This window comes from Pseudoxanthomonas kalamensis DSM 18571, assembly GCF_010211745.1.
Taxonomy (GTDB): domain Bacteria; phylum Pseudomonadota; class Gammaproteobacteria; order Xanthomonadales; family Xanthomonadaceae; genus Pseudoxanthomonas_A; species Pseudoxanthomonas_A kalamensis.
The window spans coordinates 1-11,486 of the sequence record NZ_PDWQ01000006.1 but is presented as its reverse complement, the minus strand read 5'-3'; the positions used below and the strand labels follow the sequence as shown (position 1 = coordinate 11,486).

Here is an 11,486-nt window from a genome sequence, read left to right as displayed (position 1 = left end):
CTCAGGGTTTCCCCTTGCCCTTGTCCTGCTTCTTCTGCTGCCCGGGCGGGGTCTTGCCGGAGGCGCCGGCGGAATGACCGGAGTGGCTGGAATGGTTGTCCTTGCCGTGCGCCGGCTTGGACCAGTCGATGCGGCCATGATCGTCCAGTGCCACCGGATGACCCCACTGGTCGTAGCTGCGCACGAAACCGTTCTTCAGCGCGTGGAATTCGGCCGACCCCGGCTTGATGCCCATGCGCTTGGCGAGCGCGCCCCAGCCCTGGCCGGGATTGCGTTCGTATTCGTGGACCACGTCGAGGCAGGGCAGATGCAGCAGCGAGGCGATGGCGCAAGCATAGTAGATGTCGCCAGCCGACCAGTGGCGCCCGAACAGTTCGTTGACCAGCGAGCGTGGCGCATCGTAATGGCGATACATCTCGTCGACGAACGAATCGCGATGGTGCGAACCGTAGTCGTTGATCTCGCCCAAGCGCAGGTCGACCCAGGCATCGCCGGTACGGAAGTTGTAGCCCACGGTCTGTGCGACGACGGGGGTGGCGACGCCGGCCAGCGCCAGGGTGACGGTCAGCAGGGCGGGAGCGATGAGTCGAGAGGACATGGCGCGACTTCCGTGGCGGATGACAGCCCGGATTCTGGCAGCGACGACTGAATTCGGATTGAACGTGCGGTTTACGGGACAGAGGCCTTGATCGGCTTCAGCTCCCCGTAGCGTTCCTTTCGCAGCCGGCCCTTCAATGGCGGGTATTCGGGCTTTTCTTCGTCGATGTGCACATCGGGCAGGCGGTGCAGCAGGTCGCCGATCAGGGTCAGGCGGCCGAGCTTCTGGTCGTTGAAATCCACCAGCGTCCACGGCGCATGCCGGCTGTGGGTGGCCTTCAGCATGGCCTCGCGCGCACGGGTGTAGTCGTCGTACTTCTTGCGCGCTTCCAGGTCGATCGGCGACAGCTTCCAGCCTTTCAGCGGGTCTTCCAGCCGTTCGGCGAAGCGTTCCTCCTGTTTGGCCTGGTCCACGCACAGCCAGTACTTGAACAGCAGGATGCCGTCGTCGGTCAGCAGTTTCTCGAATACCGGCGCCTGTTTCAGGAAGGCGCGGTGCTGTGCGTCGCTGCAGAAGCCCATGACCTTCTCGACGCCGGCGCGGTTGTACCAGCTGCGGTCGAACAGCACGATCTCGCCGGCGGCAGGCAGATGCGGGGTGTAACGCTGGAAATACCACTGCGAGCCTTCGCGGTCGTTGGGTTTGGGCAGGGCGACGATGCGGCACTGGCGGGGGTTGAGGTGCTCGGCGATCGCCTTGACCGTGCCGCCCTTGCCGGCGGTGTCGCGTCCTTCCACCAGCACCAGGATGCGTGCCCCGGTACGGCTGGCCCAGCGCGCCATGGAACCCAGTTCCAACTGCAGCGACTGCATCCGGGCGTTGTACTGCTTGCGCTTGAGTTTGCTCATCGGCGGTTCCGTTCGCAGGTGGCTTGCAAGCATGCCCGATTCGGCCGGGGCGGGCGAGCCGACCGCCGCTGTCGCCTCATGCCGCCTGGGTCAGCAAGGCCAGCTGGTCGGCCTGATACTCGCGGGTCAGGCGATCGACCAGTTCGTCGAGGTCGCCATCGAGGATGTTCGGCAGGTCGTACAGGGTCAGACCTTCGACACGGTGGTCGGTGACCCGGCCCTGCGGGAAGTTGTAGGTGCGGATGCGCTGGCTGCGGTCGCCGCTGCCGACCTGCAGGCGCCGGCTTTCGGCCTGCGCGGCCAGTTGCCGGCTGCGTTCGGCTTCCAGCAGTTGCGCCTTCAGCCGCTTCATCGCCTTGTCGCGGTTGGCGTGCTGGCTGCGTTCGGTCTGGTTCTCGACCACGATGCCGGTGGGCAGGTGGGTGATGCGGATCGCCGACTCGGTCTTGTTGACATGCTGGCCGCCGGCGCCGGAAGAACGGAAGGTGTCGACCTTCAGATCGGCCGGGTTGACCTGCACATCCTCGACCGCCTCGTCGTCGGCGATGATCGCCACCGTTGCCGCCGAGGTGTGGATGCGGCCCTGCGATTCGGTTTCCGGCACGCGCTGCACACGGTGGGTGCCGGATTCGAACTTGAGCCGGGCGAAGGCGCCGCGGCCGCTGATGCGGGCGATGATCTCCTTGTAGCCGCCATGCTCGCCGGGGTTGTCCGATTCGATCTCGACCTTCCAGCCCTGGCGCTCGGCGTAGCGCGCGTACATGCGGAACAGGTCGCCGGCGAAGATAGCCGCTTCGTCGCCGCCGGTGCCGGCGCGCACTTCCAGGAACAGGTCGGCGTCGTCGCGGGCGTCGCGCGGCACCAGCAGCAGGGCCATCGTCTCGTCGAGTTCGGCCAGCCGCGACTGCGCGGCGGCGATCTCCTCGGCGGCCAGTTCGGCCAGCTCGGGATCGCCGCGCATGGCTTCGGCGGCGGTCAGGTCGGCACGCGCCCGTGCTTCGCCGGCCAGGGCGACGGCGACCGGCTCGAGTTGGGCGAATTCGCGCGAATAGTCGCGGAAGCGCGCGTTGTCGGCCGCCACGTCGGGGTCGGCGAGCAGGCGTTCGAGTTCTTCGCGGCGCTCGGCCAGCGCTTCAAGCTTTCGGCGCAGGGTCGGCGTCATCGTCGGGCGTGGGGTGGGAATAGGGCGCTTGCGCGGGGAACATGCGTTCGGCGGCGCGCACCAGTTCGGCATCGCCGCTGTGCGCGGCCTCGCGCAGCGCCGCGGTCGGCGGATGCAGCAGGCGGTTGGTCAGGGTATGGGCCAGGAAGTCCATCACCTCGGCCGGGTCGCGGCCGTTGGCCAGTTGCTGGCGCGCCTTGGCCAGCACGTCTTCGCGGGCGGCGTCGCCGTGCGCGCGCAGGCGCAGCAGCGGGGCCTGGCGACCGCTGGCCTGCACGGTCTCGATGTAGCGCGCGACCTGCAGGTCGATGATCGCCTCGGCCGCCTCGGCCGCTTCGCGCCGGCGGTTGCGGTTGTCTTCGACCGCGCGTTCCAGGTCGTCCACCGTGTACAGGTAGGCGTCGCGCAGTTCGGCCACCCGCGGGTCGATATCGCGCGGCACCGCCAGGTCGAACAGCAGCATCGGCTTGTGCCGGCGCGCGGCCAGGGCGGCGGCGACCTGGTCGTGGCGGATCACCGGCTCGCGACTGGCGGTAGCCGAGAACACCACGTCGGCTTCGGCAAGGTGGCGCTCCAGTTCGTCCAGAGGCAGGGCGTAGCCGCCGTGGCGGCTGGCCAGTTCCTGCGCATGCGCCAGGGTGCGGTTGGCGACCAGCAGCCGACGCACGCGGCCTTCACTCAGATGGCGGGCGGCCAGTTCGATGGTTTCCCCGGCGCCGACCAACAGCACGGTGGAATCGGCCAGGCGGGCGAAGGCGTTCTGCGCCAGCCGCACCGCGGTGGAGGCCACCGACACCGGGTTGCTGCCGACCCGGGTGTCGGTGCGCACGCGTTTGGCTACCGCGAAGCTCTGCTGGAACAGGCGGTCGAGCCGGCTGCCCAGCGCGCCGTGTTGGCGCGCCAGGGTCCAGGCTTCCTTCACCTGGCCCAGGATCTGCGGCTCGCCCAGCACCAGCGAATCCAGTCCGGTGGCGACCCGGAACAGGTGGCGCACGGCCTGGTCGTCGCGGTGCCGGTACAGGTAGCTGTCGAGGCCCTCGGCCTGGCGGCCAAGCCAGTCGGCCAGCACCTGGTCGGTTTCGGCCACGGCGTACAGTTCGGTGCGGTTGCAGGTCGACAGCAGCGCGATCTCGTTCACCTGCGGCAAGCCGCGCAGGTCGGTCAGCGCGGCCGGCAGCGAACCGGCGTCGAACGACGCCCGTTCGCGCAGGTCGATCGGCGCGGTCTGGTGGTTGAGTCCGAGAACCCACAGGGTCATCTGTTCAGGCGCTTGCGCTAAGCTGCTGGCGACAAACCCCTATTTTACGTCCGCTTCGGCCCGATGCCCGCAATGGTTCGCATTTTCCCCACCGTGGCCCGCTTGATGGGCGTTGCGCTGCTGCTGTCCGCCTGCGCCAGCGTGCCCCCGGATCCGGCCGGGAGCGGGGCGGCGGTGGCCCCGGCCGACCCCCTGGCCGCGGTGATGGCCGGTGAATTCGCCCTGCAGTCGGGCCAGCTGGAAGACGCCTCGCGCTGGTACCTGCAGGCCGCGCAGGCCGGGACCGATGCCGGCCTGGCCGAGCGCGCCACCCGGATTTCCCTGCTTGCCAACGAAGACGCGAACGCGGCGCAGGCGCTGGCCCTGTGGCGCCAGCGTGCGCCGGCGACCGAGGCGATGCGCTCGGCCGGGGTCGTGCTGGCGCTGCGCGAAGGCCGGGAGCAGGCCGCACACGAGGGACTGCTGGAGCTGCTGAAGGCCGATGACGAAACCGGCTGGCAGTACGCGCTGACCGTGCTTGGCGATGGCGGGCGCGATCCGGCGCTGTCGGCGCGGCTGCTGCAACGGCTGCTGGACGAACAGGCCCTCCCGGATGCCTTGCCGGCCTGGCTGGCGGCCGGTGGCCTGGCGCAGAAGCTGGACCAGCCGGAGTTGACCCGGCGGATCGTCGGCGAGGCCGCCGACCGTTTCCCCGACGAACCCGGGGTGGCCCTGCTGCATGCCAGCCAGTTGAACGATGCCGGCCAGGCCGACCAGGCGCGGGCGGTACTGGCCGGACTGGCGGAGGACCCCGGCCTGACCCCGGAACAGCGGATCAGCGTCGCCTACGAATACGACAACCTGGGCGATCCGGTCGCCGCCGCCGGGGTGCTGGCGATGGGCCCCCAGGACGGGCGCAGTTTCGGCTTCCGTGCCTGGCTGCTGGGCAAGGCCAAGGATGATGCGGCATTGGCTGCGCTGTACGACGAGGCACGGGCCGCCGATTCCGACCCCGACGACGAGCGCCGCCTGCTGCTGGGCCGCATCGCCGAGGCCCTGAAGCGCCACGCGCAGGCGCTGGACTGGTACCGCAGCATCCCGCAGGGCGAGCACTTCGCCGAGGCGCAGCTGCGCGCGGCCAACAGCCTGTACGCGCTGGAACGCAAGGACCAAGCCTTCGCCGAGGTCCATCGACTGCAGGGCGACGCCGGGCTCGACGACGAAGCGCGCGTCGGCGCCTATCTGCTGGAAGCCGAGCTGCGACAGAAGGACAAGGACGATGGCGGCGAACTGGATGCGCTGGCGCGCGGCCTGTCCGCCTACCCGGACGATGCGTCGCTGCTGTACGCGCGCGGACTGGCCTGGGAGCGCCGCAACCGGATCGATCGGGCCGAAGCCGATCTGCGCAAGATCCTGGTCATCGACCCTGAAGACACCGCGGCGCTGAACGCGCTGGGCTATACCCTGGCCGACCGCACCACCCGCTACCAGGAGGCGCTGGAGCTGATCGCCCGCGCCCGCGTGGCCGAGCCGGACAACGCCGCCATCATCGACAGCTACGGCTGGGTGCTGTACCGGCTGGGTCGCAGCGAAGAGGCTCTGGTCGAATTGCGACGGGCGTGGATGCTGATGAAGGATCCCGAAGTGGCGGCGCATCTGGGCGAGGTGCTGTGGGTGCTGGGCCAGCAGGACGAGGCGCGCAGGTTCTTCGACGAGGCGCGCAAGCTGGACCCGGAAAACCGCTCGCTGCTGCGTGCGCTGGAGAAGACCGGCGCATGAGGCTTCGGGAATTCGCGGCGGCTGCGCTGATCCTGGGCCTGGCCGCCTGCGGCACTACGCCGCCGCGCGCGACGCCGGCGGCGGTGCCGGCCGCCGAGGCGCAGCGGCTGCAGGATGCGCGTCAGGCCGCGCCGTGGACGCAGGCGGACTGGTCGCTGGCCGGGCGGGTGGCCATCCGCAACGCCGGCAAGGGCGGCAGCGGCAGGATCGAATGGGCGCAGACCGGCCCGGAGACAGAGGTTTCGCTGAGCGCGCCGGTGACCCGACAGAGCTGGCAATTGAAGCTCGGGCCGGCGGGCGCACGGCTGGACGGACTGGAAGGCGGCCCGCGGACGGGAGGCGATGCTGCGCAACTGCTACATGAGGCGACGGGCTGGGTGATCCCGGTCGACTCGCTGCGTTACTGGCTGCGTGGACTGGCCGATCCGCACCAACCTGCCGACGCCGAGGCCTACGACGCCGAAGGCAGGATGGCCGGTTTCAGCCAGGGCGGCTGGACGATTGCCTACCAGTGGCCGGAAACATCCGTGGACCGACCCATGTTGCCCAAGGGTGTGGAGGCGGTTCGCGGCGAGGCGCGGGTACGGCTGCGCGTGGATGACTGGCAATTGGCGGCGGATGTCCGTGAACAGGCGGCGAATGACGATGTATCCCCCTGAAGAGGAAGGTTTTTGGACCGCCTGGCCGGCGCCGGCCAAGCTGAACCTGTTCCTGCAGATCACCGGGCGCCGTGCCGATGGCTACCACGAGCTGCAGACCGTGTTCCGGCTGCTGGACTGGGGCGATACCGTGCACCTGCGGGTGCTGGACGACGACGACGGCATCTACCGGCAGAGTCTTTCGGTCATCGATCAGCCGTTTTTCCCCGAGAATGCGATTCCGGAAGCCTCCGATCTGACCGTCCGCGCGGCCAAAATTCTGCAAAAAGTATCCAATTGCAGCAAAGGTGCGGTTATCGGCATCGAAAAGCGAATTCCGATGGGTGGCGGATTCGGCGGCGGCTCCTCCGATGCGGCGACCGTGCTGCTGGCGCTGGACCGGCTGTGGGGCACCGGGCTGGGGATCGATGCCCTGGCTGCGCTGGGCTTGCAGCTGGGCGCCGACGTGCCGGTCTTCGTTCGCGGGGTCAGTGCCTGGGCCGAGGGGGTGGGCGAAAAACTGAGCCCGATCGAGCTGCCGCCGGCCTGGTACCTGCTGGTCGACCCCGGCGTCCACGTCCCCACCGCCGAGCTGTTCGCGGCTGCGGATTTGACGCGCAATGCCGCGCCCGCGAAAATAGCCGACTTCGCTTCGGGTCATCTGTTCGGCAATGCGTTCGAGCCGGTGCTGCGCCGCCGCGAGCCCGCCATCGAGGCGGTGTTCACGGCGTTGTCGCGGTTCGGTTCGCCTCGCCTGACCGGGACCGGCAGCGGTTGTTTCGTCGAATTCGCCGATCGCGCCTCGGCCGAGGCCGCGCTGGCGGAGTTGCCGGAAGGACTGCGCAGCCGGGTCGCGGCGGGGGTGCAGCGTTCGCCTTTGCTGGCGGCGCTGGCGGAGCACTGATGTTGGGGCGTCGCCAAGTGGCCTAAGGCACCGGGTTTTGATCCCGGCATTCGCAGGTTCGAATCCTGCCGCCCCAGCCACACTCGCGGGCATCGGGTTGGTCCCGGGCTCGCGGTTTCATCCACCGCTGAAGTCAGAGTGAAGCGGAGAAAGAACATGCAGCCGGAGGATCGTCCGTTGTTGGTATTTTCCGGTAATGCGAACCGGCCGCTGGCGGCCAGCATCTGCCGCGAGCTGGGCATCCGCCAGGGCAAGGCGCTGGTGTCCACGTTCTCCGACGGCGAAGTGCAGGTCGAGATCGAGGAGAATGTTCGCAAGCAGGAAGTGTTCGTGGTGCAGCCGACCTGCGCGCCGAGCGCGGAGCACCTGATCGAGTTGCTGGTGCTGATCGACGCGCTCAAGCGCGCATCGGCGGCCAGCGTCACCGCGGTGGTGCCGTACTTCGGCTACGCCCGCCAGGACCGTCGCCCGCGTTCGTCGCGGGTGCCGATCACGGCCAAGGTGGCGGCGAAGATGTTCAGCGCCGTCAGCGCCGACCGGGTGTTGACGGTGGATCTGCATGCCGACCAGATCCAGGGCTTCTTCGACATCCCGGTCGACAATGTGTATGCGTCACCGCTGCTGCTGGCCGATATCTGGCGCGCCTACGGCACGGAAAACCTGATCGTGGTCTCGCCCGACGTGGGCGGCGTGGTCCGCGCGCGCGCGGTGGCCAAGCGGCTCGACGATGCCGACCTGGCCATCATCGACAAGCGCCGCCCGCGCGCCAACGTGGCTACGGTGATGAACATCATCGGCGACGTCGAAGGCAAGGACTGTGTCCTGGTCGACGACATCGTCGATACCGCCGGCACCCTGTGCGCGGCCGCTGCGGCACTGAAGGAGCGCGGCGCCCACAAGGTGGCGGCGTACTGTACCCACCCCGTGCTCTCGGGCCCGGCGGTGGACAATCTGAACAAGTCCGTGCTGGACGAGCTGGTGGTGACCGACACCATCCCGCTGTCCGGAACGGCCAAGGCCTGCGGTCGCATCCGCCAGCTCAGTGTTGCCGAGCTGCTGGCCGAAACGATTCGCCGGATCGCCTTCGGCGAATCGGTCAGTTCGCTGTACGTGGACTGAGAAAGACGTGGGCGGCAGGCGGTTCGTGGACGGCGGGTTTCCGCCCATCCCGGCCCGGCTGTCGTCGACCTGAAGAGGCTTCCCTGGTCGCGGGGGAGTCGCCCCAGCCGCCGCAAGGCGGTCCATCAACCGAGTAGTGAGAAATGTCCAACACACATGTCATCAACGTGCAACGCCGAGAGGACGAGGGGAAGGGTGCGAGCCGCCGCCTGCGTATCTCCGGCAATGTGCCTGCCATCGTCTATGGCGGCGAGCTGGCCCCGGTCAGCATCCAGCTGAGCCATAACGATGTCTGGCTGGCCAGCCAGAACGACTGGTTCTATTCGTCGATTCTCGACCTGAGCCTGAACGGCGACGTGCAGAAGGTCCTGTTGCGCGACATGCAGCGCCATCCGTACAAGCAGCAGATCATGCACCTGGATTTCCAGCGGGTGAGCGAGAACGAGATCCTGCGCACCGCGGTGCCGCTGCACTTCGTCAACGAAGAGAAGTCGGCGGCCGGCAAGTCCTCCGAGGTGGTGGTCACCCACGAACTCAACGAAGTCGTGGTCGAGTGCCTGCCGAAGGATCTGCCCGAGTCGATCACCATCGACCTGGCCGAGCTGGCGGTCGGCGCGGTGATCCACCTGTCCGAGCTGAAGCTGCCGGAAGGCGTGGTCATCCCCGAGCTGAAGCTGGGCAAGGAGCACGACGTCGCCGTGGTCATCGCCAAGGCCAGCCGCGGCAGTTCGTCTGCCGAGGACGAGGCGGCCACGGACGAAGAAGCGCCTGCGGAAGGCGAGGAGAAGTAAGGCGCCGCTGCCGTGTCCGCCTCGGCGGGCACGGCCGGGGCCGCGCCGGCCATGTCGGGCTTGCGTCTCATCGTCGGACTGGGCAATCCCGGTGCCGAGCATGCACGGACCCGGCACAACGCCGGGTTCCGTTTTGTCGATGCCCTGGCCGAAAAGCACGGGGCGCGCTTCGGCGCGGACGGCAAGCTGTTCGGCGAGACGACGCGGGTGGAGATCGGCGGGCAGCCGGTCTGGCTGCTCAAGCCGGCCACCTTCATGAACCTCAGCGGCAAGTCGGTGCTGGCGGCGCTGCGGTTCTGGAAGCTGGAGCCGGAACAGGCGTTGCTGGCGCACGACGAGCTGGACCTGCCACCAGGCACGGTGCGGCTGAAGTTCGACGGCGGCCATGGCGGCCAGAACGGCCTGCGCGACACGATGCGGCTGCTGGGCCACGGCCGGTTCCACCGGCTGCGGATCGGCATCGGCCATCCCGGGCACAAGGACAAGGTCACGCCGTGGGTGCTGGGCCGGCCCTCGGCCGGGGACGACATCCTGATCGGGCGGGCCGTCGACGAGGCCATCGAGGTGTTGCCGCTGGCGGTGGCCGGCGACTTCAACGAGGCCATGAAGCGGCTGCACACGGCCAAATGAGGCGCGGGCCCGCCTGGCGGCGGTCCCGGGCCACTGGTTTCACCACCGGCGACGCGGTCGCCGAGCAACGGATCCGGAAAGCATGGGTATCAAATGCGGCATCGTCGGTCTGCCCAACGTCGGCAAGTCGACCCTGTTCAACGCGTTGACCAAGGCGGGCATCGCCGCGGCCAACTTCCCGTTCTGCACCATCGAGCCGAACGTCGGCGTGGTCCCGGTGCCGGATCCGCGGCTGAACCAGCTGTCCGAGATCGTCAAGCCGGAGCGGGTGGTGCCGACCGCGGTCGAGTTCGTCGATATCGCCGGCCTGGTCGCCGGCGCGGCCAGCGGCGAGGGGCTGGGCAACAAGTTCCTGGCCCATATCCGCGAGGTCGACGCGATCGCCCACGTGGTGCGCTGCTTCGAGCACGGCGACATCGTCCATGTGTCCGGCAAGGTCGATCCGGTGGCCGACATCGAAACCATCGACACCGAACTGGCCCTGGCCGACTTGGAAAGCGTCGAAAAAGCACTGAACCGCGCCGAACGTGCCGCCAAAGGCGGCGACAAGGACGCCATCGCGCGGAAACCGGTGCTGGAGAAGCTGCGCGCAGCGCTGAACGACGGCAAGCCGGCGCGCGGCATTGGGCTGGATGAGGAGGAGCAGGCGCTGGTCCGCGACCTGTTCCTGCTGACCCTGAAGCCGGTCATGTACGTGGCCAACGTGCTGGAGGACGGCTTTGCCGACAACCCGCACCTGGAAGCGGTCCGCGCCCGCGCCGCGACCGAAGGGGCTGAGGTGGTGCCGGTGTCGGCGGCCATCGAGGAGGAACTGGCCCAGCTGGACGACGAGGATCGCGATGTGTTCCTGGCCGACCTGGGCCTGGACGAGCCGGGCCTGAACCGGGTGATCCGCGCCGCCTACACCCTGCTGGGCCTGCAGACCTACTTCACCGCCGGGGTCAAGGAGGTCCGGGCCTGGACGGTCAAGGCTGGCTCCACCGCGCCGCAGGCTGCGGCGGTCATCCACACCGATTTCGAGAAGGGTTTCATCCGCGCCGAAACCATCGCGTTCGCCGATTTCATCCAGTACCGGGGCGAGGCCGGGGCCCGCGAGGCCGGCCGCCTGCGGCTGGAAGGCAAGGAGTACCGGGTCCAGGAGGGCGACGTGCTGCATTTCCGCTTCAATGTCTGAGGCGGCGCGTTGACAGGGCCGGGAATCCGGGCGAAAATCTCCGGCTGTTTCACTCCGACCTGAACAGGGCCGGAGCCGGACGCCGGACGCGGCATTCGGAGGGATACCCAAGCGGCCAACGGGGGCAGACTGTAAATCTGCTGGCTTACGCCTTCGGTGGTTCGAATCCACCTCCCTCCACCATTCGCGACCTGTGGTCCGGACACGTGGTACTGCAAGCGGTTCGTTGCAGCAAAGTTACAGGATGGTTCCCGGTGCGGGAGTAGTTCAATGGTAGAACCTCAGCCTTCCAAGCTGATGGTGCGGGTTCGATTCCCGTCTCCCGCTCCACCATTGGACAGCCGGAACCGCCAGCAAAACCCGCTCACGTAGCTCAGTCGGTAGAGCACCTCCTTGGTAAGGAGGAGGTCGATGGTTCGATTCCATTCGTGAGCACCAGTTTCGATCACCAACCCATCCAACGTTACACCTCGAGAATAAGCAGCCATGGCAAAGGGTAAGTTTGAGCGCACCAAGCCCCACGTGAACGTGGGCACGATTGGTCACGTGGACCACGGCAAGACGACGCTGACGGCGGCGCTGACGAAGATTGGCGCGGAACGCTTT

The 11,486-nt window shown here is 68.2% G+C and carries 12 protein-coding genes and 4 tRNA genes; 12 read left to right on the top strand and 4 right to left on the bottom strand.

Going from position 1 to position 11,486, the window contains the following annotated elements:
- Nucleotide 1: 1 nt before the first annotated feature.
- The 4 genes from CSC70_RS11965 to hemA form a co-directional block, all read right to left on the bottom strand.
- Nucleotides 2–598: a hypothetical protein gene (locus CSC70_RS11965; protein ID WP_162456866.1), complete on the bottom strand. Its 597-nt coding sequence runs from the start codon at nucleotides 596–598 to the stop codon at nucleotides 2–4.
- Nucleotides 599–669: 71 nt separating this feature from the next.
- Complete coding sequence (gene ppk2, locus CSC70_RS11960; protein ID WP_162456875.1) at nucleotides 670–1,446, bottom strand: polyphosphate kinase 2; 777 nt, start codon at nucleotides 1,444–1,446, stop codon at nucleotides 670–672.
- 76 nt (nucleotides 1,447–1,522) lie between these two features.
- Nucleotides 1,523–2,608 carry a peptide chain release factor 1 gene (prfA, locus tag CSC70_RS11955; RefSeq protein WP_162456874.1) on the bottom strand — a complete coding sequence of 362 codons (1,086 nt, stop codon included), beginning with the start codon at nucleotides 2,606–2,608 and terminating at the stop codon, nucleotides 1,523–1,525.
- A complete protein-coding gene (gene hemA, locus CSC70_RS11950) occupies nucleotides 2,580–3,866 on the bottom strand; it encodes a glutamyl-tRNA reductase (RefSeq protein ID WP_162456873.1) in 1,287 nt (428 codons plus the stop codon). The genes prfA and hemA overlap by 29 nt, the downstream gene beginning before the upstream one ends.
- A 63-nt stretch (nucleotides 3,867–3,929) precedes the next feature.
- On the opposite strand from hemA, the gene CSC70_RS11945 reads away from it, so the two are divergent.
- The 12 genes from CSC70_RS11945 to CSC70_RS11890 all read left to right on the top strand — a co-directional run.
- A complete protein-coding gene (locus tag CSC70_RS11945) occupies nucleotides 3,930–5,624 on the top strand; it encodes a tetratricopeptide repeat protein (RefSeq protein WP_162456872.1) in 1,695 nt (564 codons plus the stop codon).
- Nucleotides 5,621–6,283 carry a lipoprotein insertase outer membrane protein LolB gene (gene lolB, locus CSC70_RS11940; RefSeq protein WP_162456871.1) on the top strand — a complete coding sequence of 221 codons (663 nt, stop codon included), beginning with the start codon at nucleotides 5,621–5,623 and terminating at the stop codon, nucleotides 6,281–6,283. The genes CSC70_RS11945 and lolB overlap by 4 nt, the downstream gene beginning before the upstream one ends.
- A complete protein-coding gene (gene ispE, locus CSC70_RS11935) occupies nucleotides 6,270–7,166 on the top strand; it encodes a 4-(cytidine 5'-diphospho)-2-C-methyl-D-erythritol kinase (protein WP_162456870.1) in 897 nt (298 codons plus the stop codon). The genes lolB and ispE overlap by 14 nt, the downstream gene beginning before the upstream one ends.
- A 3-nt stretch (nucleotides 7,167–7,169) precedes the next feature.
- Nucleotides 7,170–7,246 (top strand) — tRNA-Gln (locus CSC70_RS11930).
- A gap of 76 nt (nucleotides 7,247–7,322) precedes the next feature.
- Complete coding sequence (locus CSC70_RS11925; RefSeq protein WP_162456869.1) at nucleotides 7,323–8,285, top strand: ribose-phosphate diphosphokinase; 963 nt, start codon at nucleotides 7,323–7,325, stop codon at nucleotides 8,283–8,285.
- A 143-nt stretch (nucleotides 8,286–8,428) separates the two neighbouring features.
- Nucleotides 8,429–9,076 (top strand): 50S ribosomal protein L25/general stress protein Ctc, encoded by a 648-nt coding sequence (locus CSC70_RS11920; RefSeq protein WP_162456868.1) that lies wholly within the window; start codon nucleotides 8,429–8,431, stop codon nucleotides 9,074–9,076.
- 51 nt (nucleotides 9,077–9,127) lie between these two features.
- Nucleotides 9,128–9,706 (top strand): aminoacyl-tRNA hydrolase, encoded by a 579-nt coding sequence (gene pth / locus CSC70_RS11915; protein WP_162457056.1) that lies wholly within the window; start codon nucleotides 9,128–9,130, stop codon nucleotides 9,704–9,706.
- 82 nt (nucleotides 9,707–9,788) lie between these two features.
- Nucleotides 9,789–10,880 (top strand): redox-regulated ATPase YchF, encoded by a 1,092-nt coding sequence (ychF, locus tag CSC70_RS11910; protein ID WP_162456867.1) that lies wholly within the window; start codon nucleotides 9,789–9,791, stop codon nucleotides 10,878–10,880.
- Nucleotides 10,881–10,977: 97 nt separating this feature from the next.
- Nucleotides 10,978–11,063, top strand: a tRNA-Tyr gene (locus tag CSC70_RS11905).
- 73 nt (nucleotides 11,064–11,136) lie between these two features.
- Nucleotides 11,137–11,210, top strand: a tRNA-Gly gene (locus CSC70_RS11900).
- 32 nt (nucleotides 11,211–11,242) lie between these two features.
- A tRNA-Thr gene (locus CSC70_RS11895) sits at nucleotides 11,243–11,318 on the top strand.
- A gap of 48 nt (nucleotides 11,319–11,366) precedes the next feature.
- On the top strand, nucleotides 11,367–11,486 hold a 120-nt coding region (locus CSC70_RS11890; protein WP_049419246.1), incomplete at its 3' end, for a GTP-binding protein.

What these genes read in the sequence shown, in the direction of transcription:
- CSC70_RS11965 (WP_162456866.1), bottom strand. Translation starts at nt 598, where the DNA reads ATGTCCTCTCGACTCATCGCTCCCGCCCTGCTGACCGTCACCCTGGCG.
- ppk2 (WP_162456875.1), bottom strand. Translation starts at nt 1,446, where the DNA reads ATGAGCAAACTCAAGCGCAAGCAGTACAACGCCCGGATGCAGTCGCTG.
- prfA (WP_162456874.1), bottom strand. Translation starts at nt 2,608, where the DNA reads ATGACGCCGACCCTGCGCCGAAAGCTTGAAGCGCTGGCCGAGCGCCGC.
- hemA (WP_162456873.1), bottom strand. Translation starts at nt 3,866, where the DNA reads ATGACCCTGTGGGTTCTCGGACTCAACCACCAGACCGCGCCGATCGAC.
- CSC70_RS11945 (WP_162456872.1), top strand. Translation starts at nt 3,930, where the DNA reads ATGCCCGCAATGGTTCGCATTTTCCCCACCGTGGCCCGCTTGATGGGC.
- lolB (WP_162456871.1), top strand. Translation starts at nt 5,621, where the DNA reads ATGAGGCTTCGGGAATTCGCGGCGGCTGCGCTGATCCTGGGCCTGGCC.
- ispE (WP_162456870.1), top strand. Translation starts at nt 6,270, where the DNA reads ATGTATCCCCCTGAAGAGGAAGGTTTTTGGACCGCCTGGCCGGCGCCG.
- CSC70_RS11925 (WP_162456869.1), top strand. Translation starts at nt 7,323, where the DNA reads ATGCAGCCGGAGGATCGTCCGTTGTTGGTATTTTCCGGTAATGCGAAC.
- CSC70_RS11920 (WP_162456868.1), top strand. Translation starts at nt 8,429, where the DNA reads ATGTCCAACACACATGTCATCAACGTGCAACGCCGAGAGGACGAGGGG.
- pth (WP_162457056.1), top strand. Translation starts at nt 9,128, where the DNA reads ATGTCGGGCTTGCGTCTCATCGTCGGACTGGGCAATCCCGGTGCCGAG.
- ychF (WP_162456867.1), top strand. Translation starts at nt 9,789, where the DNA reads ATGGGTATCAAATGCGGCATCGTCGGTCTGCCCAACGTCGGCAAGTCG.